At 45.2% G+C, this 22,715-nt stretch carries 23 protein-coding genes and 1 riboswitch; of the genes, 10 read left to right on the forward strand and 13 right to left on the reverse strand.

The annotated features are described in order from the left end of the window. Positions 1-14: 14 nt before the first annotated feature. The 3 genes from F0265_RS13325 to F0265_RS13335 form a co-directional block, all read right to left on the reverse strand. Complete coding sequence (locus F0265_RS13325; protein WP_171749253.1) at positions 15-1,232, reverse strand: EAL and HDOD domain-containing protein; 1,218 nt, start codon at positions 1,230-1,232, stop codon at positions 15-17. Positions 1,233-1,296: 64 nt separating this feature from the next. Further along, positions 1,297-2,043, reverse strand: a complete 747-nt coding sequence (gene lpxH / locus F0265_RS13330; protein WP_171749254.1) for a UDP-2,3-diacylglucosamine diphosphatase — start codon at positions 2,041-2,043, stop codon at positions 1,297-1,299. A 56-nt stretch (positions 2,044-2,099) separates the two neighbouring features. After that, on the reverse strand, positions 2,100-2,594 hold the full coding sequence (locus F0265_RS13335; RefSeq protein WP_006962924.1) for a peptidylprolyl isomerase: 495 nt from the start codon (positions 2,592-2,594) through the stop codon (positions 2,100-2,102). A gap of 203 nt (positions 2,595-2,797) precedes the next feature. Here F0265_RS13335 and cysS point away from each other — a divergent pair, with 203 nt between their 5' ends. Both cysS and F0265_RS13345 read left to right on the forward strand, forming a co-directional pair. Beyond that, positions 2,798-4,180 carry a cysteine--tRNA ligase gene (gene cysS, locus F0265_RS13340; protein WP_171749255.1) on the forward strand — a complete coding sequence of 461 codons (1,383 nt, stop codon included), beginning with the start codon at positions 2,798-2,800 and terminating at the stop codon, positions 4,178-4,180. Positions 4,181-4,251: 71 nt separating this feature from the next. Then, positions 4,252-4,830 carry a thymidine kinase gene (locus F0265_RS13345; protein WP_171749256.1) on the forward strand — a complete coding sequence of 193 codons (579 nt, stop codon included), beginning with the start codon at positions 4,252-4,254 and terminating at the stop codon, positions 4,828-4,830. A gap of 90 nt (positions 4,831-4,920) precedes the next feature. Here F0265_RS13345 and infA read toward each other — a convergent pair whose 3' ends face one another. The 3 genes from infA to aat all read right to left on the reverse strand — a co-directional run bounded on the left by infA (position 4,921) and on the right by aat (position 6,637). Then, entirely contained in the window at positions 4,921-5,139 is a 219-nt protein-coding gene (gene infA / locus F0265_RS13350; RefSeq protein WP_001040192.1) for a translation initiation factor IF-1, read from the reverse strand. A gap of 80 nt (positions 5,140-5,219) precedes the next feature. Further along, on the reverse strand, positions 5,220-5,918 hold the full coding sequence (locus F0265_RS13355) for an arginyltransferase (RefSeq protein WP_171749257.1): 699 nt from the start codon (positions 5,916-5,918) through the stop codon (positions 5,220-5,222). Then, entirely contained in the window at positions 5,915-6,637 is a 723-nt protein-coding gene (gene aat / locus F0265_RS13360; protein WP_171346908.1) for a leucyl/phenylalanyl-tRNA--protein transferase, read from the reverse strand. The genes F0265_RS13355 and aat overlap by 4 nt, the downstream gene beginning before the upstream one ends. Positions 6,638-6,654: 17 nt before the next feature. On the opposite strand from aat, the gene F0265_RS13365 reads away from it, so the two are divergent. Both F0265_RS13365 and aroA read left to right on the forward strand, forming a co-directional pair. After that, positions 6,655-7,110: a glycine zipper 2TM domain-containing protein gene (locus tag F0265_RS13365; RefSeq protein WP_019277764.1), complete on the forward strand. Its 456-nt coding sequence runs from the start codon at positions 6,655-6,657 to the stop codon at positions 7,108-7,110. Between the two features lie 159 nt (positions 7,111-7,269). After that, the gene (aroA, locus tag F0265_RS13370) at positions 7,270-8,550 is read left to right on the forward strand and encodes a 3-phosphoshikimate 1-carboxyvinyltransferase (RefSeq protein WP_171749258.1); all 1,281 of its coding nucleotides are present in this window, start codon (positions 7,270-7,272) and stop codon (positions 8,548-8,550) included. Between the two features lie 44 nt (positions 8,551-8,594). Here aroA and F0265_RS13375 read toward each other — a convergent pair whose 3' ends face one another. Further along, positions 8,595-8,843 carry a YciN family protein gene (locus F0265_RS13375; RefSeq protein ID WP_171749259.1) on the reverse strand — a complete coding sequence of 83 codons (249 nt, stop codon included), beginning with the start codon at positions 8,841-8,843 and terminating at the stop codon, positions 8,595-8,597. Positions 8,844-9,208: 365 nt separating this feature from the next. On the opposite strand from F0265_RS13375, the gene topA reads away from it, so the two are divergent. From topA to F0265_RS13395, 4 genes are all read left to right on the forward strand, one after another. Further along, positions 9,209-11,836 (forward strand): type I DNA topoisomerase, encoded by a 2,628-nt coding sequence (gene topA, locus F0265_RS13380; RefSeq protein WP_038156048.1) that lies wholly within the window; start codon positions 9,209-9,211, stop codon positions 11,834-11,836. Between the two features lie 506 nt (positions 11,837-12,342). After that, on the forward strand, positions 12,343-13,560 hold the full coding sequence (gene glgC, locus F0265_RS13385) for a glucose-1-phosphate adenylyltransferase (protein WP_038156046.1): 1,218 nt from the start codon (positions 12,343-12,345) through the stop codon (positions 13,558-13,560). Then, positions 13,550-15,007, forward strand: coding sequence for a glycogen synthase GlgA (gene glgA, locus F0265_RS13390; RefSeq protein WP_171749260.1), 1,458 nt, complete (start codon positions 13,550-13,552; stop codon positions 15,005-15,007). Before glgC ends, glgA begins: the two co-directional genes overlap by 11 nt. A gap of 166 nt (positions 15,008-15,173) precedes the next feature. Next, complete coding sequence (locus tag F0265_RS13395; protein WP_082314206.1) at positions 15,174-15,977, forward strand: alpha/beta hydrolase; 804 nt, start codon at positions 15,174-15,176, stop codon at positions 15,975-15,977. Here the strand turns inward: F0265_RS13395 and F0265_RS13400 are convergent. The 5 genes from F0265_RS13400 to torD all read right to left on the reverse strand — a co-directional run bounded on the left by F0265_RS13400 (position 15,974) and on the right by torD (position 20,000). Further along, entirely contained in the window at positions 15,974-16,285 is a 312-nt protein-coding gene (locus tag F0265_RS13400) for a DUF2007 domain-containing protein (protein ID WP_171749261.1), read from the reverse strand. The two genes, F0265_RS13395 and F0265_RS13400, sit on opposite strands and share 4 nt — an antisense overlap. Then, positions 16,282-16,977, reverse strand: coding sequence for a TVP38/TMEM64 family protein (locus tag F0265_RS13405; protein ID WP_171749262.1), 696 nt, complete (start codon positions 16,975-16,977; stop codon positions 16,282-16,284). The genes F0265_RS13400 and F0265_RS13405 overlap by 4 nt, the downstream gene beginning before the upstream one ends. A gap of 139 nt (positions 16,978-17,116) precedes the next feature. Further along, entirely contained in the window at positions 17,117-17,710 is a 594-nt protein-coding gene (locus F0265_RS13410; RefSeq protein ID WP_082314203.1) for a TfoX/Sxy family DNA transformation protein, read from the reverse strand. Positions 17,711-17,896: 186 nt separating this feature from the next. Further along, positions 17,897-17,983, reverse strand: a riboswitch (cyclic di-GMP riboswitch). A gap of 145 nt (positions 17,984-18,128) precedes the next feature. Further along, the gene (gene purR / locus F0265_RS13415; protein ID WP_082314202.1) at positions 18,129-19,136 is read right to left on the reverse strand and encodes an HTH-type transcriptional repressor PurR; all 1,008 of its coding nucleotides are present in this window, start codon (positions 19,134-19,136) and stop codon (positions 18,129-18,131) included. A gap of 216 nt (positions 19,137-19,352) precedes the next feature. Continuing rightward, positions 19,353-20,000: a molecular chaperone TorD gene (torD, locus tag F0265_RS13420; protein WP_171749263.1), complete on the reverse strand. Its 648-nt coding sequence runs from the start codon at positions 19,998-20,000 to the stop codon at positions 19,353-19,355. A gap of 237 nt (positions 20,001-20,237) precedes the next feature. Here torD and torR point away from each other — a divergent pair, with 237 nt between their 5' ends. After that, positions 20,238-20,951, forward strand: coding sequence for a two-component system response regulator TorR (gene torR, locus F0265_RS13425; RefSeq protein WP_082314200.1), 714 nt, complete (start codon positions 20,238-20,240; stop codon positions 20,949-20,951). Positions 20,952-21,003: 52 nt separating this feature from the next. Here torR and elyC read toward each other — a convergent pair whose 3' ends face one another. Continuing rightward, a complete protein-coding gene (gene elyC / locus F0265_RS13430) occupies positions 21,004-21,807 on the reverse strand; it encodes an envelope biogenesis factor ElyC (protein ID WP_019277755.1) in 804 nt (267 codons plus the stop codon). A gap of 114 nt (positions 21,808-21,921) precedes the next feature. Here elyC and cmoM point away from each other — a divergent pair, with 114 nt between their 5' ends. Continuing rightward, on the forward strand, positions 21,922-22,713 hold the full coding sequence (gene cmoM / locus F0265_RS13435; protein ID WP_171749264.1) for a tRNA uridine 5-oxyacetic acid(34) methyltransferase CmoM: 792 nt from the start codon (positions 21,922-21,924) through the stop codon (positions 22,711-22,713). Positions 22,714-22,715: the final 2 nt, after the last annotated feature.

A 22,715-nucleotide genomic window follows, 5' to 3' on the forward strand; every position in this document is an offset into this window, starting at 1 on the left:
GCTCCAATGAAACGCTATTTCGTTGACACTGAGAGAAGGTCTGCTGTCCACTTAACGGACTCGTCATAGCATTCACTCAAATCCTGTGGATTCAAGCCTAAAGACTCGCATTGATTGGATACCTCTTCCCATTCAGCTAACTCATACGCTTCGGTTAACATGAGAATGCTGCCTAGTATGCCTTCATTTTGTGTCAATGCTAGCTTTACGGCTTCTTCAACAGGGATTTCATTCACTATCAGCTCCAACGGCTTGTCTAGAAGGCTGTCTAATAGTGAGAACATACCGGTTAGAAAAGCCTGTCCGGATTCAAGCTCTACTTGGAGTTTCGCGCCGATCAGTTCACAGAAGCGAGCGCGTTGAATAGACAGCCCGTACAGGTAGTCGGGTTTGCTATCCTGAGTCGATGCCAGCGAGACTAAAGAAATGAATTTACGCAACTTGTCTTCACCAAGGTAAACCAACGCTTGGTGGAAAGACTGAATTTGTGTCTGTACGATGGCTGAGGAATTGACAAAAGTCAGGAGTTTATAGGAAAGCGACAAATCTTTGCTGATCAAAGATTCAATTGCGTTGTAGTCAATGTCCTGTTTTGAAATCTCCGTCAACAATTGAATTACCGTCATGAACGAAGGTTCCAACGCTTTTTTACTGATCATTTCAGGCTTGCTAAAAAAGTAACCTTGGAAGTATTCAAACCCAGCTTCTTTCGCTTGTTCAAATTCTTCATAAGTCTCAACTTTTTCGGCAAGGAAACGAATGTTGCTGCCTTCAAGTCGCTTCATGAAGACATGAGCTTTCTCAATTGGCACTAACCGGATATCAAACTTAATCAACGCGACATAGGGTAGAAAAGGGCGCCATTCCTTGTTAGGAATAAAATCGTCTAATGCGATGGTATAACCTTTGGCGGCCATGTCTCTGATCGCACTAAGCAGCTCTTCGGTTGGAGGGCAATCTTCTAGAATCTCGACGACAAAGTTTTCTGAGGGGAACAACGTTGGCACTCGATTTAATAGGCTTTGGTACGGGAAGTTAACAAAGCCAAGTTTGTCCCCGAGCGTCTCGTAATGCGTATTAAGGAAGTGATCAGATAATAATCGACTGGTGGCTTGTTCCGGATCTACCTCAGGAAAGGTATTTTTAGGACCATCCCTAAAGAGCAGTTCATAGCCAACAGTCTGTTTGTCACTGTTCAGTATCGGTTGTCTGGCAATATATGAGTTTTTCAAAACCTAGTTCCAACGTCTCTTATATTTTTCTGGACCAGCCAAAATCCAATGATTATTGAACCGTTTAATCAACCTTTTCTTGAGAAGGTTGAAATGGCCTAGCTTCTAACTCGAAGTTATTTTTAGCATAGACCAGAACTGAACCTTGGGTGTACCAATCCCCCAAAACAATTCGGGTTTTTTTACGATTGTGCGCGGTGAAGACATGGACATCAGGGCGATGAGTGTGTCCGTGAATCATCAAATCGACGTTATGGTGTGCCATGACCGCTTCCACTTCCGTTTGTGTCACGTCCATGATGTCGAGTGATTTGGTTTGTTTATCGGTACTAATATCGGACTGAACTTTCGATACGATCTTCTTTTTTATGAACATTGGGATGCGATTAAACACCCATTGCAACCAAGGCTGATGCACTTTCTCTCGATACTGGAGATACTTTACGTCTTCAGTACATAGTGTGTCCCCGTGCAAAACCACGGCTTTTTTCCCGTACAGATCAATCACTGTCTCATCACCCAGTAAGGTGACACCGGTTTGTTTGGCAAAGCGCTTACCGACGAGAAAATCTCGATTGCCTTGTGTGAAATAACAAGGAATGCCAAGCGAGGTCAGTTGCTTGAATTCGTTACGAATTTGCTTGGCAAAATCTGATCGGTCATCATCGCCAATCCAAAACTCGAACAGGTCGCCGAGAACGTACAAGGCGTCAGCATGAATGGCTTCTTCACGCATAAAGCGAATAAAGCAATCAGTGATGTCGGGTGTGGTAGAGGAGAGATGGAGGTCTGAAATAAATAATGTGGTCATATTTTATTAACCTGAAGAAACAACTAGGGAGAGCAAAATGCTCTCCCTAACAATCATTATTCTTCGATTGTGGTACCTGTGATGACAACGTCTTCAAGAGGTACGTCTTGGTGCATGCCTTGAGAGCCAGTGCTTACACCTTTAATCTGGTTAACGATATCCATGCCTTCAACGACTTCAGCGAATACACAGTAACCCCAACCGTCTAGGCTTTCGCTGCGGAAATCTAGGAAAGTGTTGTTGTTCACGTTGATGAAGAACTGTGAGCTTGCTGAATGCGGTTCCATGGTACGTGCCATTGCTAGCGTGCCCACTTTGTTGCTCAGGCCATTGTTCGCTTCGTTTTTGATTGGTGCGCGAGTTGCTTTTTCACGCAGACCAGATTCCATGCCGCCACCTTGGATCATGAAACCGTCGATAACACGGTGGAATAGCGTGTTGTCGTAGAAACCATCACGGCAGTACTGCAGGAAATTCGCGCATGTTTCTGGTGCTTTCTCTTCGTTTAGCTCAACTTTGATGTCACCAAAATTAGTGTGAAGGGTGATCATGATGATGTCCTTTATTTATGACTTTGACTTAAAAACTGAATTCTATATTAACTTTTGCCACTTTTATACGTGAAAAGTGGCTCTCTAGAGGTGAATAATGAGTTTGGTGGTGGCTTTTTGCACATTTCAGGGATGACCTGAAGGTAAGCATATTGGTATACTGAGCCACTATTTTGTTTCACCTAAATAATTAGATAGAGATCATGTTAAAGATATATAACACACTCACAAGACAGAAAGAGGAATTCAAACCAATCAATGCTGGCAAAGTTGGCATGTATGTCTGTGGAGTAACCATCTACGATCTCTGTCACATCGGTCATGGTCGTACATTCGTTTCTTTCGATGTAGTGTCTCGCTACCTGCGTTACCTCGGCTATGATCTGACGTTTGTTCGTAACATCACCGATATCGACGATAAGATCATCAAGCGCGCCAATGAAAACGGCGAGAGCTGCGACTCTTTAACAGAGCGCCTTATTGGTGAAATGCACGCTGACTTTGACGCTTTGAATATGAAGCGCCCAGATGTTGAGCCACGTGCGACAGAATTTATTGCTGAAATTATCGAGCTAGTGGAAAAACTGATCGAGCGCGGTTTTGCATACGTTGCTGACAACGGTGACGTCATGTTTGAAGTTGGCCAGTTTGACGAATACGGTAAGTTATCTAAGCAAGATTTAGATCAGCTTCAGGCTGGTGCGCGCGTCGATGTAGAAAGCGCGAAACGCAGTCCGCTAGACTTTGTGCTGTGGAAAATGTCTAAGCCAGGCGAGCCAACATGGGAATCGCCATGGGGCGCGGGTCGTCCAGGTTGGCATATTGAGTGTTCAGCAATGAACTCATCAATTCTAGGTAATCACTTCGATATTCATGGTGGTGGCTCGGATCTCCAATTCCCGCATCACGAAAATGAAATCGCTCAGTCTTGCTGTGCGCACGACACTCAATACGTGAATACTTGGATGCACAGTGGCATGGTGATGGTCGACAAAGAGAAGATGTCGAAGTCACTGGGTAACTTCTTTACCATTCGTGACGTGCTTAGTCATTATGACGCAGAAACGGTTCGCTATTTCCTAATGTCAGGGCATTACCGTAGCCAGTTGAACTACAGTGAAGAAAACCTCAATCAGGCACGTGCGTCTCTTGAGCGTCTATACACCTCGCTACGTGGTTTAGACCTAACAGTGCCTGCTGCTGGTGGCGAAGAGTACGTTAAGCGTTTTACCGAAGCCATGAACGATGACTTCAATACGCCTGAAGCCTACTCCGTGCTATTTGATATGGCCCGCGAGATCAACCGCGTTAAGAACGATAACCTAGAGCAGGCGAGTGCGTTGGGTTCATTAATGCGTGAATTGGCGGATGTGATTGGTATCCTTCACCAAGAGCCAGAAGCGTTCTTAAAAGGTGATGCAGGTAATGATGATGAAGTGGCTGAGATTGAAGCGCTTATCAAACTGCGTAATGACTCGCGTGCGTCTAAAGACTGGGCAAATGCCGATATGGCACGTGACAAGCTAACCGAGATGGGAATCGTGCTTGAAGATGGCCCAGAAGGGACGACTTGGCGCCGTAAGTAACTGAATTTTATTGAGGGCTGTTGATTCAGCCCTTTTTCTTTTTATTTATATATTTATACGGGTAGCAATCAGTGGCTCAGATGTACTTCTATTACTCTGCGATGAACGCGGGTAAATCCACCACTCTTCTTCAATCCTCATTTAACTACCAAGAACGAGGCATGACGCCCGTGATTTTTACCGCTGCATTGGATGACAGATACGGCGTCGGTAAAGTGAGCTCTCGTATCGGTTTACAGTCGGATGCTCAATTGTTCCGTCCTGACTCTGATCTTTATCAGGATATTGCCGCCTTAAACGAGGTGGAAAAGCGCCACTGTATTTTAGTTGATGAGTGCCAGTTTTTGACTAAAGAGCAGGTTTATCAGCTGACAGAAGTAGTAGATAAGCTGACTATTCCAGTACTGTGTTATGGCTTGAGAACGGATTTTCTGGGCGAGCTATTTGAAGGCAGTAAATACTTGTTGTCTTGGGCTGATAAGCTGATTGAGCTAAAAACCATTTGTCACTGTGGACGCAAGGCGAATATGGTTATCCGTACGGATGAGCACGGTAATGCCATTGCTGAAGGTGATCAGGTTGCGATTGGTGGTAACGATCGCTATGTATCAGTGTGTCGCCAGCATTACAAAGAAGCGCTTGGTAAATAGGAGCGCAAACGCAATACAACAAAAAACGGAGCTTCAAGCTCCGTTTTTTGTTGTATTCGACTAATTCGGATTGCGCAAAGCAATCAGAGATTAACGAGCACGGAAGACGATGCGACCTTTAGATAGATCGTATGGAGTCATCTCTACAGTTACTTTGTCACCAGTAAGAATACGGATGTAGTTCTTACGCATTTTACCAGAGATGTGAGCAGTAACTACGTGACCGTTTTCTAGCTCAACACGGAACATTGTGTTTGGAAGAGTATCAAGGACAGTGCCTTGCATCTCAATTACGTCTTCTTTAGCCATTTAATCCTCTTTTAAAAATGGATAATTTCAACCGGCCAATTTCGCCGATAAAAATGAAATAAGTAAAGTTGGGGCGTATTCTACCCTTGCCAACGCTGATTTACTAGCCTTTGATGGCGCTGAAAGCGGACTTTGTAATTCATTGCAGGGCATTCGTCAATCTGATAACCCAAATAGAGCCACTGTTTTCCTTGCTGCTGGCAGTATTCAAGCTGAAATAGCACGCCGAGTGTCCCTAAAGATAATTCGTAATCCGGGTCAAAAAAGGTGTAAAAAGCGCTGGCAGAGTTGGACAAAATATCGGTTACCGCTATCGCAATGAGTCGATCTTGGTCATAAACATGCAGATATTGTGTATTGAGCCAGTGGCATTGTGAAAACTGGGCAAACTCATTTTGTTTAGGTGGGTACATGGTGCCATTGCGATGACGTGCTTCAATATACGTAGAATAAAGTTCAAACCAACCTGGAATCATTTCATCGCGTAATTCCCATTTTAGGTGTTTGGCCTTATTCCTTAAGCGTTTTTGACTTTTTGAAAGCTGGATGTCAGGTATAGAGACTCTGAGAGCTTGACAAGATTGGCACTGGTCGCAATGGGGTTTGTATATCGTATCGCCGCTTCGACGAAATCCATTCGCTAGCAGAACTTCATAGCTTGATGCTGTGTGCATAGTTGGATCCAGAGCCACAGCAACACGTTCTTGCTTGTCTTGAAGATAACTACAAGGGTGGCTATCTGTTAACCCTATACGGATTTGTTGCAGATCAGAACTCATTGATTCTCCTCTGAAGACAGCTCAAGCCACTGAGCTTTAAAGCTGTTCTCAACAACCTTTTCCTGTCTTAAGGATAGCAGGCTTTGCATGAAGTCATCTCTATCGAGTTCCTTGGCACCAAGGGATTTCAAATGTGGATTCATCACCTGACAATCGATTAATTGCCCCTTCATCGACTTAAAATGTTCGCAGAAATACCATAGTGCAATCTTGGATGCGTTGGTTTCTCGGCTGAACATCGACTCGCCACAGAAAACCTGTCCAATGGAGAGGCCGTACAAGCCCCCAATAAGCGCTTCATCTTTCCACACTTCCACTGAGTGGCAGTGCCCTAGCGTTGCCAGTTTCTTGTATGAGGCGCGCATTTCTTCATTGAGCCAGGTTTCATGTTCTGGCCTCATTGATGCGCAATGATCGATAACGGCCTCGGTCGCGAGGTTGATGCTGATCTGATATTGATGCTTTTTCTGAAACTTTTTAAGACTTTTAGCGGGTTTGAATGTCTTAGGATCAAATACTGCTCTCGGTGATGGGCTCCACCAAAGGAGAGGTTCACCTGGTCCATACCAAGGGAAAATTCCATTCTGGTAAGCGAGCAATAGACGGTCAGGAGACAGGTCGCCACCGAATGCAAGCAACCCATTAGGGTCATTTAGGGCTTCGTATGGAGATGGAAACCAAAGTTTGTCTTCGTCGAGTTCAGTTAAATAAATCGCCATGACGCAGGAGAACTATGATGAAAAAATGGCTTTGGATCTTATTCATTTTTCCGCTCGTTGCCAATGCGGCATACGAGAGAAATCAGGCCAGACCTGTGAATCAAGTCGTGTTTGGTGAAGTTGATTCCGTTCGTTATCTCACTCAACAAGATATTGTTAAAGCTGAATCCTCAGGTTGGGAAACGCTGCTTGGCGCTGTTGTCGGTGGTGTTATTGGCAATCAATTTGGTGGTGGTACGGGTAAACAAGTCGCCACTGGTGTTGGCGCTGTAGCAGGAGCGGGTATCGCACACAATCGCGCTAATCAGGAATATAAGGTGGAGTACAAGCTGGTCGAACTGTTGATAAAAACGGACGACGATAAGCTGATCGATGTCATTCAGGATGTCGACAACACCATGCTGTTTGAGCGGGGCGACAAGATACGAATCCTGTATTTCGATAACGGTGTTAGGGTTGATAAAGAGTATTGATTCGCCCTGTGTATTGCTATTGCATAAACCAAATAAAAGATCGCGACTAATTGTGATTTTGGTCTAGTTTTAGATGTCGATTTTAGATAGGCTGCAACTACGAAGAATTTTTCATCGCTTGCTTAGGAAGGCAAAGCGATCAAGGAATAACTGAATTTAATGGAAAGCCTTACGTTACAACCTATCAACAAAGTCAATGGTGAGGTCAACTTACCCGGTTCTAAGAGCGTTTCTAACCGTGCGTTATTGCTAGCAGCACTCGCTAAAGGGACGACTCGTCTAACTAACCTTCTAGACAGTGACGACATTCGCCATATGCTGAATGCACTGACTCAACTTGGTGTGAATTATACGTTGTCGCAAGACAAAACGGTTTGCGAAGTGGAAGGGCTAGGTAAAGCCTTTGATGCTCCGGAAGCGCTAGAGCTCTTCTTAGGTAATGCGGGCACGGCAATGCGCCCTCTCGCTGCTGCTTTATGTCTGGGTAGCGGAGAGTATGTGCTGACGGGCGAGCCTCGTATGAAAGAGCGCCCAATAGGTCACCTAGTTGAAGCACTTCGTCAAGCTGGCGCTGATGTTGAATACTTAGAAAATGAAGACTTTCCTCCTCTGAAAATTAAAGGAACAGGCCTCAAGGGCGGTACAGTTGAAATTGACGGCTCAATCTCAAGTCAATTCCTAACGGCATTCTTGATGTCTGCACCGCTGGCACAAGACGATGTGACTATTAGAATCGTCGGTGAGTTGGTGTCGAAGCCTTATATCGACATTACGCTGCACATCATGTCGCAGTTTGGTGTTGAGGTAGAGAACAATGATTATCAGGAGTTTGTCATCCGTAAAGGCCAGTCTTACGTTGCCCCGGGTGAGTTTCTAGTCGAAGGCGACGCTTCTTCTGCTTCTTATTTCCTTGCTGCTGCTGCCATTAAGGGCGGCGAAATTAAAGTGACAGGGATTGGCAAAAAGAGCATCCAAGGTGATATCCAATTTGCTGATGCGTTAGAAAAGATGGGCGCTGAAATTGAATGGGGTGACGACTACGTTATCTCTCGCGTTGGTGAACTGAATGCCGTTGATATGGATTTCAACCATATCCCTGATGCCGCAATGACAATTGCGACAGCTGCATTGTTCGCTAAAGGTACAACAGCGATCCGTAATGTCTACAACTGGCGAGTGAAAGAAACCGATCGTTTGGCGGCGATGGCAACAGAGTTGCGCAAAGTAGGCGCAGAAGTGGAAGAAGGCGAAGACTACATCGTCGTGACGCCACCTCAACAGCTGATTCATGCGGCTATTGATACTTATGATGATCATCGTATGGCGATGTGTTTTTCTCTGGTTGCATTGAGTGATACACCTGTAACGATCAATGACCCGAAATGTACGTCAAAAACCTTCCCGGATTACTTTGACAAGCTGGCTTCACTGAGCTGCTAATGTAATTAACCCTGATGCTCGTCATCAGGGTTTTATTCAACGTTCTAATCTTCTAAGGTAAATTCTTTCGACAAGTGATGCGCTAAGTATTTGAACATATTAAATACAGCGGTAGTGTTTGCTGTTGGCAGACCGGCGTCATCCAAAAAGTAATTCCCTTTGAATACTAAAACTTCATCTTTTTCTTCGACACTGTCTGCGCGCATTCCTTCAAGGTAGTCTTCATGCTCCTGAATGATGTGGTTGGCTATCAGCAACAATTCGAATTTGGAAATGACTTTCTTCTCGCTCATATTTATCACTCGCTTATCAACGCGTATATATAATAGAGGGGATTGTAGAAGGGTTAGCAGCGAAAGCAATTGCGTCAGATCAATCTAGCTTGAGCCAATGTTGAACGGGCAACGCGACGGGTTTTGTGACCGGAGGCAAAAATTTTTTTGTTGTACTAGCGAAAGCGTCTTTGCCACGTTTAGTATGTGGCACTTTCTAAGCATCGAGACAATTACCATTCGTCGAATTGTCGACCAGTCAATGTTGAATTTAAAAAAAGATATTGATCTTCTTGGTTTCTCGCTCAATAGTAAAAAAAGAAGCAATATATTAAGTATGTCGTGCGTTAAATCGCCGAAATCATATTAAGGACACTTGAGTCAATATGGGTAAGTCACTCGTTATTGTGGAGTCGCCGGCTAAGGCTAAAACCATCAATAAGTATTTAGGTAAGGACTTCATTGTTAAGTCCAGTGTGGGTCACGTACGCGATCTACCTACCGCAGGTCAGAGTACCGGCCAGAAGGCAGCGGCTGTCTCTACGAAAGGTTTGAGTGTTGAAGAAAAAGCTCGAATCAAAAAAGAAAAAGACCGCAAAGCACTGATCAAAAAAATGGGCATCGACCCATTTAACGGCTGGGAAGCGAATTATCAGGTCTTGCCTGGTAAAGAAAAAGTGGTTGCTGAGCTGCAGAAGCTCGCGAAAGACGCGGACAGCGTCTACCTCGCAACCGATTTGGATCGCGAGGGAGAGGCTATCGCTTGGCACCTTCGTGAGATCATCGGTGGCGATGAAGAGCGATACAAACGAGTTGTCTTTAACGAAATTACTAAGAACGCGATTCAACAGGCTTTCCAAAAACCGGGTGAGCTCAGTATGGATGGCGTTAACGCCCAACAGGCGCGCCGTTTTATGGACCGTGTTGTGGGCTTTATGGTCTCTCCACTATTGTGGAAAAAGGTCGCGCGTGGCTTGTCTGCCGGCCGTGTACAATCGGTCGCGGTAAAACTATTGGTAGAGCGCGAGCGTGAAATCAAAGCGTTCGTTCCAGAAGAGTTCTGGGATATTCACGCGGATACCAAAACGGCCAACAAAACTGATTTCCGTCTTCAGGTTGCACAGAAAGATGGTGTGGCATTCAAGCCATCCAACGAAGCTGAAACGCAGTCAGCGATTGCTGTACTGGAAAAAGCAGCGTACGAAGTGTGCAAACGTGAAGACCGCCCAACGTCGAGCAAACCGTCTGCTCCGTTCATTACGTCAACGCTTCAGCAGGCAGCCAGTACTCGTTTAGGCTACGGCGTTAAGAAAACAATGATGTTAGCTCAGCGTCTGTATGAAGCGGGTTACATCACGTATATGCGTACCGACTCAACAAACCTGAGTGCTGAAGCCGTAGAAACGGTTCGTGGATTCATTGGCGATGAGTACGGTGACGCTTATCTTCCGGCTAAGCCGAATGTGTATGGCAGCAAAGAAGGTGCACAGGAAGCGCACGAAGCGATCCGACCTTCAGATGTGGCGGTTAAAGCTGACGACCTGAAAGGCATGGAAGCGGATGCGCATAAACTGTATTCACTGATCTGGAATCAGTTTGTCGCGTGTCAGATGACACCTGCAAAGTACGACTCTACAACAGTGAGCGTCAAAGCTGCTGAGTACACGCTGAAAGCGAAAGGTCGCATTCTTAAGTTTGATGGTTGGACTCGTGTTCAGCGTCCATTAGGTAAGAATGAAGACCAGATCCTGCCTGCCGTTCAGGTTGGTGACAAGGTTGATTTGATTCAATTAGATCCTAAACAGCACTTTACCAAGCCACCTGCGCGTTTCACTGAAGCGGCTTTGGTTAAAGAGCTTGAGAAGCGAGGCATTGGCCGTCCGTCAACGTATGCGTCTATCATTTCGACCATTCAGGATCGTGGTTACGTTAAAGTTGAACAACGTCGATTCTACGCTGAAAAAATGGGTGAAATCGTAACGGATCGCTTAGATGATAGTTTCCATGAGTTGATGAACTATGAGTTTACGTCTCGCATGGAAGAAAAGCTTGACCAAATCGCTGAAGGCGAAGCGAACTGGAAGAAGGTTCTGGATAACTTCTTTGGTGACTTTACCGGAGATCTGGAAAAAGCGGAGCAGGACGAAGATCATGGTGGCATGAAGCCAAACCATATCGTCTACACCGATATCGAGTGTCCAACTTGTTCTCGCGAAATGGGTATCCGAACGGCATCGACAGGTGTATTCCTTGGCTGTTCAGGTTACGCACTGCCACCAAAAGAGCGCTGTAAGACCACTATCAACTTGGGTGACGAAGAAGGCATCATTAACGTTTTAGAAGAAGACGTCGAAACAGCAGCACTTCGTGCGAAGAAGCGTTGTCCGATTTGTGAAACTGCAATGGACGCCTACCTGATCGACGATAAGCGTAAGCTACACGTGTGTGGTAACAACCCTAACTGTGATGGCTACATTGTTGAGCATGGCGAATACAAGGTGAAAGGGTACGATGGCCCTGTCGTTGAGTGTGATAAGTGTGGCAGTGACATGGTTCTAAAGAACGGTCGCTTTGGTAAATACATGGACTGTACTAGCGAGACATGTAAGAACACGCGCAAAATCCTTAAAAACGGCGAAGTTGCACCGCCTAAAGAAGACCCAGTTCATCTTCCTGAGTTACCGTGTGAAAACTCAGATGCATACTTTGTATTGCGTGATGGTGCTTCTGGTTTGTTCTTGGCAGCAAGCACTTTCCCTAAATCGCGTGAAACTCGTGCTCCTCTTGTGGAAGAGTTGGTTCGATTCAAAGATCGTATTTCTCCGAAATTCCATTATCTGGCAACGGCACCTGAAAAAGATCCAGACGGCCTTCCTATGGTAGTGCGTTTCAGCCGTAAATCGAAAGAGAACTATGTTCGCTCAGAGGTTGATGGTAAGCCATCAGGCTACACGGCGCTGTACATCGATGGAAAGTGGGAAATTACCGATAAGCGTAAGAAGTCCGCGAAATAAAGCCATTGCTCCACGTTGAAAAAAGCAGCCATTTTAGGCTGCTTTTTTATTATCCGTTGACAATTGAAGGACGATGTTCAGTTTAATGGGCTGGCATTGGGATTGAACAATTCATGAAACTGCCATCTGGTCGTCATATCATCTTGGCAATAAGTTTCGAACTGCGACCAAAGTCACCACTTTGTAGGTGTCGTGTTAACGACTTGTGTTAAAAGTCCGTGATTCTGTGAGCTGCTTCAGGGCAGCGCAAAGTAAACTTCGTCACGTTCAAGGTATAGCATCTTTTAAATTGTAAATTTAACGAAATACGGTAATTTATAGTAAACCCTGTGCACAAAGAATTATAACTATTAGACGAAACATAAAATGGATTTATGTTCGAAAAACAGGCTAAGCATTCCATATCGTATGTCTGCGTGAAATCAGACTAGCAACTAGGAAGACAAAGATAAGCCCCCGAAATAGAAACTTATCTGCAATTAAAAAATTATTATGGAGAATAAATAATGGCTGGTGTTTTAGGAATGATCCTTGCTGGTGGTGAAGGTTCACGCCTTCGTCCGTTGACAGAGTCTCGCAGCAAGCCCTCGGTTCCTTTTGGCGGTAGTTACCGTCTTATTGATTTCGCTTTAAACAACTTCGTTAATGCTGATTTGATGCGCATCTATGTGTTGACTCAGTTTAAATCCCAATCCCTGTTCCATCACCTTAAGAAAGGCTGGAATATCAGCGGTATCACTGATCGATTCATCGACCCAATCCCTGCGCAGATGCGCACTGGTAAACGTTGGTATGAAGGCACAGCGGATGCGATCTATCAGAACTTACGTTTTATGGAGCTGGCTGAGCCCGATCAAGTGTGCATCTTTGGTTCTGACCATATCTATAAAATGGACATCAAACAGATGCTCGATTTTCATAAAGAAAAACAAGCATCACTGACGGTTTCGGCATTGCGTATGCCGCTGTCTGAGGCTTCTCAGTTCGGTGTTATTGAAGTAGATGAAGATGGCCGAATGATCGGCTTTGAAGAGAAGCCTGCGCAGCCTAAGCCGATTCCTGGTGATCCTCAACATGCGTTGGTTTCAATGGGTAACTATGTATTTGAAGCCCAACCTCTGTTTGCTGAACTGATTGAAGACGCGGATAACCCAGACTCTTCTCACGATTTCGGCAAAGACATCATTCCGAAAATGTTCCCGCGTGGTGATGTGTTTGTCTATGATTTCAGTACCAACCGAATTACTGGCGAGAAAGAAGAAGTTTATTGGCGCGATGTCGGTACGATTGATGCTTACTGGCAAGCACACATGGATTTGCTTGAGAAAGATGCTCCATTCTCCCTCTACAACCGAAAGTGGCCACTTCATACATTCTACCCAGCACTGCCTCCTGCAACATTTACTGATTCTGATAACGGTCGAGTGCAGATCATTGACAGCCTAGTATGTAACGGCAGTTATGTTCGTGGCTCACGAATCGAAAAATCTGTACTAGGTTTCCGCAGTAATATTGCATCTGCGTGTGATATTAGCGAAAGTATCCTTTTGGGCGACGTGAAAGTAGGCGAGGGTTGTGTACTACGTCGCGTCATCATCGACAAAGACGCAGATATTGCACCAGGAACGCAAATTGGTGTGAACCTCATGGAAGACAAAAAGCACTTCCACGTCTCTGACGATGGCATTGTTGTCATTCCTAAAGGAGCACGAATTGGCTACTAAGAATTTATCTATTCTGTTTGTAGCATCGGAAGTTGAAGGACTCATCAAGAGTGGTGGCTTGGCCGATGTGGCCAAGGCGCTACCCGAAGCTCTCCTCAAACTTAATCAAGATGTACGAGTAACATTACCTGCTTATCAAAAAATACCTCAAGTCACGTCAGCCCCAGTGGTGTTGGAAGCGACACTCGATCACTGGCCTCATACAGAGTATCTGGTTCGAGAGCTGCACGTTGCTGGCTTAAAAGTCTACGCGATTGATTGTCCTAAGTACTTTGACCGCCCAGAGATGTATGCCGAAAACAATCAGGCATACAGCGACAATGGTGAGCGCTTTGCTTTCTTTAGTGCTGCCTGTCTGGATATGTTGCCTAAGCTGGGTTTCCAACCGGATATCATTCACGCCAATGACTGGCATACGGGATTTGTTCCTTATCTGCTCAAACACCGATATGGCCGCGCAGACTTTTTTGCCCAAACCAAAAGTATTCTGTCTGTGCACAATGCCGTATTTAAAGGTGTATTCAGCTACGAGGAGCTTCAGGTTTTGCCTGAAATGCATACTCGTTATGCTCCGGATGCGGCAGTAAGTTCAACTCACGTGACCATGCTGAAAGCGGGTGTAATGAATGCAGATAAGATCAATGCTGTCAGCCCAACTTATGCAGAAGAGCTTAAAACAGAGCTAGGTAGCCATGGTATGGCTGCTGAGTTCAAACAGCGAGAGGGTGACTTAGTTGGTATATTGAACGGCTGTGACTATTCCGCTTGGAACCCGGAAACTGACCGTTACTTGCCTGCCAATTATAAGGCGAATCGTCAAAGTATGGTGCGAGGCAAAAAAGCCTGTAAACGAGCCCTTCAGGAGCGTGTTGGCTTAGTGGAAAATGACGGAGCAGTGTATGGCATGGTATGTCGCCTGACCAACCAGAAAGGCGTTCATTACTTACTGCCGATACTCGACCAGTTTTTGCGTTATGAGGTTCAGCTGGTCATTGTCGGTACAGGTGACCCTGTGCTGGCATCTAAGCTTAAAGATATCGAAGCTTTGCACAGTGATAAATTCAAGTTCATAGAGGCCTACGACAACGAATTAGCTCATCTGGTGGAAGCTGGAGCTGATTTCTTCTTAATGCCATCAGAGTTTGAACCTTGTGGCTTAAATCAGATCTACAGCATGGCTTATGGAACATTGCCGATTGTTCGTGGTGTTGGAGGGTTAAAAGACAGTGTTAACGATTACGACTCTGACCCAGAGACAGCAACTGGCTTTGTGTTTGAACTACCAGAGCCAAAAGAACTGCTTTTAACGCTGCAACGCTCATTGCTGCTGTACGCTCAGCAGCCCAGTGAACTCAAGCGTGTTCAGCTGTACGCAATGCAACAAGATTTTTGCTGGAATAAAGCAGCGGATGAGTATTTGAGTTTGTACCACAGTGCATTAGATTAATAACAATTGCTATGAAAAAAGGCGCCTATATGGCGCCTTTTTTGAGTTAAATTTAGGGTTAATTTGTGGTAATTGTGGGCTTAATTGGCATAAGCTGACTTAAAATATTGAGAGTTTGTGGTACTCTGCCCGACACAAAATTATTGACCTAACTGACTGCGAGAATATGAGCGAAACGCTTCTCTTCCATAAAACATATTTGCACCCAACCAGTAATGAGTGGGTGGTTTTTGTGCATGGTGCAGGCGGCAGCTCATCTATCTGGTTCAAGCAGATCAAGGCTTATCGACAGCATTTTAACTTATTGTTGGTGGACCTTCGTGGACATGGCAAGTCGAACCCGTTCATCAAAGAGTTGATCTCAAATCGCTATACATTCAAAGCGGTGACGGCGGATATTCTTAAGGTTTTGGACCATTTGAAGATCACATCAGCGCATTTCGTTGGTATGTCTTTAGGAACCATTATCGTAAGAAATCTGGCAGAAATGTCGACAGGTCGGGTTAAATCTATGGTTCTGGGAGGCGCTGTAACGCGTCTGAACACGCGTTCACAAGTATTGGTGAAGTTGGGTAACTTGTGTAAGCACATAGTGCCTTATATGTGGTTGTACAGCTTATTTGCTTATATCGTCATGCCACAGCGTACACAAAAAGAATCTCGCCATCTATTTATCCGCGAAGCGAAGAAGCTATGCCAGAAAGAGTTTAAACGCTGGTTTATCCTGACGGCTGATGTAAATCCGATGATGCGATACTTCAAAGAGCGTGAACTGCCAATTCCTACATTGTATCTAATGGGGGAAAGGGACTACATGTTTATTCGCCCGGTCAAAGAAATGGTTGCAGCGCACCAGAAGAGTACGCTACTGGAAATTCCCGACTGTGGTCACGTGTGCAATGTCGAGCGTCCAGAAGAGTTTAATCAACACTCTATTGCCTTCATTAAACAACAAGCCGTTATCAATTAAGCCGGGCCAGCGGCGCCACACTGCCAGCAGATAGCGAATTGTGCTTCGTTAGTTTCTCCGCATTGCTCACATTGCCACTCAGAGCCAAACGGTGCTTGCTGCATATATTGCTCAATGATAGCGCTGGCATGATTTTGCATCTTGTTATCGAGGAGCCATACATAGGGTTGGGAGTTCTCACCAAAAGGAACTTCTCCCTGTAAACCGAACATGCCTTCGCCTCGTACTTCACACTGAATCTGGTTTGATTTGAGAAGCTCACAGACTATGTGAGCTTCTGGTGGGTTATTGGCGGTGAATATCTTCAAGAAGGGCTCCCATTTTGTGCCTGAGGCGCACCTTTAATTTTTGTCATCACCCATTTAGCAATAACTGGGAAAAGCCCAAGTAGCGCGAATGAGGCCAACACGGAAGGAGATACGATTCCTGATAGGCTGTCAATTTGTGCCAATTGTGTACCTGCATTCAAATACACCGCAGTGCCTGGCAGCATACCTAATTGGCTAACAAGATAAAATCTCGCTGTCGAAAGTGGTGTCAAACCCATTAGAAGGTTGATCAGGAAAAACGGGAATACAGGAATCAGGCGTAATGAAAACAAGTAAAAGGCACCATCTCTTTCAACGCCTTGGTTGATGGCATTCAGTTTGTCGCCAAACTTGCTCTGCACCCAGTCACGCAATAGGAAACGGCTGCTCAAGAAGGCCAGCGTCGCACCTATGGTACTGGCAAAAGAAACAAGTAGTAGACTAGTCCAGAAACCAAACAAAGCCGCGCCGAGGAGAGTAACTACCGCTGCACCGGGGATCGAAAAGGCGGTAATAGCGACATAAGCTAAGAAATAAGTAACGGCTGCGAGTACAAAGTTGTTGTTGATGTATTCAGAAAGCGCGATTTGCTGGGCTTTCGCGTTTTCTAACGTGAGGTACTGACCAAAGTTAATACCGAGAAAAACGATCAGGCCAACTAACAGCACACCCAGCACAAGTTTCTTATTCATAACGACTTCCTCTGTTTCGAGTCTCAGGCTTACGACTCAATAAAAATTGTTAACAAATAAGAACCGTTTGGCAAAGATTAAATTTCACAAACAATAAAAAAGCCAACCTGAGTGGTTGGCTTTTCATCAATTTTGTCGATCAGGTGTTCAGTTTGTTGACCAGCTCTTGTCGACGTTCTGGTGGAATCACTGACCAGTGTTTGCCGTTAATCGCACCTTCAAGCGCCCATAGCAGTTCAAGAGAAACTTCTGCAGAATGCGTTGCTTGAATGGCCTTAAACGCTTCAACCGATCCTGCCTCCTCAAGGTTTTCAACGCTATCGATACCTGCTTTCTTTAGCATACGCTCTGTCGCCAGACGAAGGTTCGGTAGGTCTTTGAGGCGGTTTGGTCGTGTTTTAGCCTGCGACGTTTTCTCTTTCTTAGCGATCGCCAATGCACTTTGTGCCAGAGCGAGCGCACGAGTCGGGCAAGAAGCCACGTCGTCAGTTAAAGCGAAGTATTTGGTAACGACCGGAAAGCCTCGTTTTTTATAAACGTAGGGTTCTAAGCCTTCAGATTTGAATTGACTAGCCAGTTTGTCGTCGGCGCGGATGTGAAGTTTATCGTTGACCACCAATGCGAACATTGTGTCGTCTGCGAAGATTCCGAATCCGCCGAACATCGAACGCGATTTTATACGACCAAGCTGATCAAAAAGCCGCATCGAGTCTTTAAGTATTGGTTTATCCATGCTGTGTTATCTCGGTGTATATTATTATACGCCACCAAATTCAGGTCCGAGAGATTAGCAAAATAATGCAGATAAAGTGTCAGTAAGGTGTCATACCGAAATAAAACTCACACGTTAGTCACTTAACTCTAGATAGTAATTACAGTGTACTGTTTTAAACGATACGGATCGTTTGCATATTTGCCCATCGGCAACCCCGCTACCTTTCAGTCTCCTGAGTCAGGCCGGAAGCTTTGCGTCCCACTCTTTCGAAGTGGTTTGCCCTGTTCGTGGCATTAGTCGAACATTTTAAGGATAAATAAAATTTGAGGTAAGTATCACATCTCGATTGATCAAATGTGATCTTGGTTCAAGGAAATTGCGTCAAAATGATATGTCCGACTAATAGATTGAGTTATTAGTCGGACTACTGACCATGCTATTTGTTTAAGTTGAACACCGTATCACGCACAACAATTTCAGGATGCATTTCGAACACGCGTTTTTCGTGTTCTTTGTCCTTGATACGCTCAAGAAGGATTTCAAACGCATTTTTACCAACACGACGTTTAGGTTGGTGAACCGTTGTTAATGGTGGTGAGAAGTACTCGGCAAGCTCAATGTTGTCATAACCGATCACGGAAATATCTTCAGGTACGCGAATGCCTTTCTGCTGTAAACGACTCATTAAACCAAGCGCCATCGTATCGTTGAAACAGAAGACTGCGGTTGGTTTGTTGTCCATGGCGACAATTTTGTCTGCCGCTAGCACGGCCGTGTCACACTCGAAGTTACCTTCAAGAATCCAGTCTTCTTTCACGGCTAGATTTGCTTCGCCCATTGCGCGACGGAATCCTAGGATGCGCTCCTGACACGCTGCCTTTTCAAAGTGTCCGCTTAAGCAAGCGATGTCTTTATGGCCGTTATCAATCAGGTATTTCGTCGCTAGGTAGCCACCTTCTTCTGAGTTATCAATGATCTTGTCGGCTTGTGAGCTCTCAGGGCCCCAGTCCATAACGACTTTAGGAATGTCTTTATGGCGATCCAACATCTCGCTCAGTTCTTCCGTCAGGTCAGAACACATAACCAAAATGCCATCGACACGCTTCTCTGCCAGCATACGAATGTAATCGCGTTGCTTCTCGTAAATACCACCGGTATTACACAAAATCAATGTGTAGCCTTGACGATAACAGTAGCTCTCAACACCATCGATGACTTCAGAAAAGAATAGGTTGGTAGACTGAGTCACAAGCATACCAATGGTGCGCGTACTGTTGCACTTCAAGCTACGGGCAACGGCACTGGGGGCGTAATTCAGCTCGGTAACGGCTTCCATTACCTTTTCCTGCGTCGCTTCAGCAACAAAGCGAGTTTTGTTAATTACGTGAGAAACGGTTGTAGTAGACACGCCAGCTAAGCGTGCCACGTCTTTTATAGTGGCCATAAGGTTCTGTCCTGTCGATGACTGCCAGGAAGTATATTCAGATTGTAGAATAGTTCGGCAGAAAGTATCAGAAACACAAAAACCGCTGTATTCAGCGGTTTGTCTCTAGTTCATTCGTTTTTATCGTTTGCGGTCACGATTTTAGACCGCAAACCACAGAAGAGCAAATAAAAAACGTAACAGTGATAAGTTACGTATCACACAATTACTATGTGGTTACTCGCCTTTCAGATATGCGCAATCCAGCTCGAGGAAGGCGATCAACAGCAATGAAATGGCAGAATAAAACCCAAATTCATCCAACGCCTGACACTTTTGACTAAATTGTGGAATCCAACTCAGAAGGTGCAGTTGGATAAATTGTTCTTGCTCTGCAAACGCTTCTTCCATATGACGATCTTGTTCTAACTCATTAGAACGGATAATCAGGTTGCCCAGAAAATCGAGCTCAATAGCGATATGGTCTGCTGGTTCGTTAAGCCCTTTTTCGACTTCGATACCATGCTCTGCCATCAGCTTTTCCATATCAGTCGCTGGCTGGTCATTGAGCAGGCCGGATTTGCCGATGTACATTGACGCGTAAGGCAGTGCGGAATCCTTATCTGATTTTAGAAACAAATCGCAGAAGTCAGCGGCGAGTTCCAATTGTGCATCGTCGCGATCCATCAGTCGGTTTAGTGCGTCAATCATGCGGTCTATTGCTGGTTTGAGATGTGGGTTTTCACCAAGCCCAGTCAAGAAAGATCGGATCTCTGCTGAGTGATATTGCTGAAGGTTTTCTTCTGTGAGCTCTTTGGCATAAAGGCTCGATAGCCACCAGTATATTTCGGCACGTTTTTCGTTGAATGCTTTGATTTCTTGCATTGGTTCAGACTCCTGAAAATTCTACCTATTAGTTTAACGAATAAAAATGAATAGCGGTAATGGCGGTTGTTTCAGGTTGAGTGCGAAAATGGAAAGTTATGAATGCCTGAGACTAGGTTTGTTTTGAATCAATAAACACTCAGGTTTCTGGATCGTAAGCAGACAAAGACTAGAATTGTTACTGATTATGAATAGAATACAAGTGAAGACAATTCCAAGTGTAATTAAGTGGTGTAAATGAGCTATCACGTATTAGTAGTTGAAGATGACGCAGTGACTCGCAGCAAGCTGGTAGGGTACTTTCAAAATGAGGGTTATCAGGTCAGCGAAGCCGAAAGTGGCGAGCAAATGCGCGACACGCTACAAAATCATGAGATTGACTTGGTGATGCTGGATATCAATCTTCCTGGTGAAGATGGGTTAATGCTCACTCGCGAACTTCGCAGTCAGTCGGATATTGGAATTATCCTGGTAACAGGGCGCACGGATAGCATTGATAAAATCGTAGGCCTAGAAATGGGCGCAGACGATTATGTAACCAAGCCGTTCGAACTTCGTGAACTGCTTGTTCGTGTTAAAAACCTATTGTGGCGAATTGCCGCTGCTCGCAATGCCATCGACGTCAATGAGCAGAATAAAAACGAAGGTAACGTGGTACGTTTTGCTGAATGGACTTTCGATGTTCAGCGCCGCGCTCTGAGTAAAAATGGCGAGCCCGTGAAACTGACCAAAGCAGAATACGAGCTGTTGGTGGCCCTTTCCTCATACCCGAATCAAGTACTGAGCCGTGAACGTATCCTGAATATGATCAGCCACAGAGTTGATGCGCCTAATGATCGCACCATCGATGTGTTAATTCGACGTATGCGCGCTAAGATGGAATTTGACCCCAAGAACCCACAAATCTTTGTTACCGTCCATGGCGAAGGGTACATGTTTGCCGGTGATTGACCTAAACAGATAAGCAAAAAAATACCGAGGCATGTCCTCGGTATTTTTTTAATTAAACATTACTATCGGAAGCTTGTATTGCTTTCTCTTCGTAATCGGATGCCCAGTCACGCAGAGATTGCCAGATACGGCCTAATGTCTCGTGCCAATAGCGCTCTGTTTGTTCTAGGTAGACTGCCTTAGGTGCGTATTTTGCCCAAGCCTGAGTCACCTTGTCATGCGCTAAATAGTTGGTCGGAGCCGGGTAAGGTTTAAGGCCCGCAGAATGGAATTCATTCAGCGCGCGCTTCATATGGCTGGCTGATGTCACCACAACCAGCTTCTTGCGTTTAACAAACGCCGCCGCTTGCCTTGCCTCTTCCCACGTATCTTTTGCGGTTTCCAACAAAATAATATCGGATTTTGAAACCCCCAGTGCTAGAGCCACTTTCGCCATCATCCGTGCGTTACTGACTTCAGACCCTCCGGCGTATCCAGACAGGATCAGTTTAGAACCCGGATAGATGCGCATAATTCGAATACCTTCTGCCAATCGCATCAGGCCGGTGCGACTAAGCTCAGAAGTGGGTGGAATTTTATCATCCACCACATGACCACTGCCTAAGACCATAACGTAGTCGATCGTCTCATCGACAGGGAAAAATGCAGAATACTGACGCTCAAGCGGCATCAGGAGACGAGATGAAACTGGCTGGAATGCAATGAGAAAAATGCCAATGAAAGAGAATAGAACAACAAAACAGCCTGTTTTTTGCTTCCTTGTAAACATAATCAGCATCAGACCTAAAAAACCGATGATCAGCATTGCTGGCAAAGGCATTAAAAGGGATGACACCACTTTTTTCAGCTCAAACATACTTAAATAGTCCGAAAAAACACCAATTGATTTTAATTTAAGAGAATCCCTCTTTATATCTGCCTTTCTTATGACAGAATAGCAGCACGATTCGACATAATAACCTAAGCCGCCGTGACTGAAGACCGCAATTTCGACGATATTGCCCACAAATTTGCAAAAAACATCTACGGCTCCGATAAAGGAGAGATACGCCAAGTCATTGTTTGGGAAGAACTTGAACAACTACTTTGTGCGGTTAATGGTAGCAGGAAAAGCCTCAATGTGCTGGATGCTGGCGGTGGTTTAGCACAAATGTCGCAAAAGCTGGCTAAACTCGGACATCGCGTCTCTTTATGTGATCTATCTTTGGAAATGCTGCAACTAGCCAAGCAGGATATTGAAAAAAATGGCTTGCTTGAGCAGTATCGCTTGATTCATTCGCCAGTTCAGAACATTGCAGAGCATCTGGATCAGCCCGTTGATGTGGTCATGTTCCATGCTGTGATGGAGTGGTTGGCAGACCCTAAACCCGCTTTAGAAACGGTGCTTGAGCAGGTGAAACCGGGAGGCGCAGCTTCCATCATGTTCTACAACCATCATGGTCTGGTCTACAAGAATGTCGTATGTGGCAATATTCCTCATGTATTAGAGGGCATGCCGCATCGAAAACGATTTAAGTTACAGCCGCAGAAAGGGCTTAAACCAGAAGAGGTCTACAAGTGGATCGAAGACGCTGGCTTTGAAATCTGTGGCAAAGCTGGTATTCGCTGTTTTAGTGATTACATCGGAAACAGAGAATACATGGGCGACTACAAGACAGAGGATGTGGTGGCACTTGAGCGGCAGCTGTGTCGACAAGAGCCCTACCTCTCGCTAGGCCGATACATACATGTATGGGCCAAAAAGAAAGAAGAACAGGAATAATA

Origin of the sequence: Vibrio sp. RE88, from assembly GCF_013113835.1 — a bacterium.
Classification (GTDB): Bacteria; Pseudomonadota; Gammaproteobacteria; order Enterobacterales; family Vibrionaceae; genus Vibrio.

Excerpts from the sequence above, each read along its gene's own strand:
- lpxH (WP_171749254.1), bottom strand. The coding sequence starts at position 2,043 with ATGACCACATTATTTATTTCAGACCTCCATCTCTCCTCTACCACACCC.
- F0265_RS13335 (WP_006962924.1), bottom strand. The coding sequence starts at position 2,594 with ATGATCACCCTTCACACTAATTTTGGTGACATCAAAGTTGAGCTAAAC.
- cysS (WP_171749255.1), top strand. The coding sequence starts at position 2,798 with ATGTTAAAGATATATAACACACTCACAAGACAGAAAGAGGAATTCAAA.
- infA (WP_001040192.1), bottom strand. The coding sequence starts at position 5,139 with ATGGCTAAAGAAGACGTAATTGAGATGCAAGGCACTGTCCTTGATACT.
- F0265_RS13355 (WP_171749257.1), bottom strand. The coding sequence starts at position 5,918 with ATGAGTTCTGATCTGCAACAAATCCGTATAGGGTTAACAGATAGCCAC.
- aat (WP_171346908.1), bottom strand. The coding sequence starts at position 6,637 with ATGGCGATTTATTTAACTGAACTCGACGAAGACAAACTTTGGTTTCCA.
- F0265_RS13365 (WP_019277764.1), top strand. The coding sequence starts at position 6,655 with ATGAAAAAATGGCTTTGGATCTTATTCATTTTTCCGCTCGTTGCCAAT.
- aroA (WP_171749258.1), top strand. The coding sequence starts at position 7,270 with ATGGAAAGCCTTACGTTACAACCTATCAACAAAGTCAATGGTGAGGTC.
- F0265_RS13375 (WP_171749259.1), bottom strand. The coding sequence starts at position 8,843 with ATGAGCGAGAAGAAAGTCATTTCCAAATTCGAATTGTTGCTGATAGCC.
- topA (WP_038156048.1), top strand. The coding sequence starts at position 9,209 with ATGGGTAAGTCACTCGTTATTGTGGAGTCGCCGGCTAAGGCTAAAACC.
- glgC (WP_038156046.1), top strand. The coding sequence starts at position 12,343 with ATGGCTGGTGTTTTAGGAATGATCCTTGCTGGTGGTGAAGGTTCACGC.
- F0265_RS13395 (WP_082314206.1), top strand. The coding sequence starts at position 15,174 with ATGAGCGAAACGCTTCTCTTCCATAAAACATATTTGCACCCAACCAGT.
- F0265_RS13405 (WP_171749262.1), bottom strand. The coding sequence starts at position 16,977 with ATGAATAAGAAACTTGTGCTGGGTGTGCTGTTAGTTGGCCTGATCGTT.
- F0265_RS13410 (WP_082314203.1), bottom strand. The coding sequence starts at position 17,710 with ATGGATAAACCAATACTTAAAGACTCGATGCGGCTTTTTGATCAGCTT.
- purR (WP_082314202.1), bottom strand. The coding sequence starts at position 19,136 with ATGGCCACTATAAAAGACGTGGCACGCTTAGCTGGCGTGTCTACTACA.
- torD (WP_171749263.1), bottom strand. The coding sequence starts at position 20,000 with ATGCAAGAAATCAAAGCATTCAACGAAAAACGTGCCGAAATATACTGG.
- torR (WP_082314200.1), top strand. The coding sequence starts at position 20,238 with ATGAGCTATCACGTATTAGTAGTTGAAGATGACGCAGTGACTCGCAGC.
- elyC (WP_019277755.1), bottom strand. The coding sequence starts at position 21,807 with ATGTTTGAGCTGAAAAAAGTGGTGTCATCCCTTTTAATGCCTTTGCCA.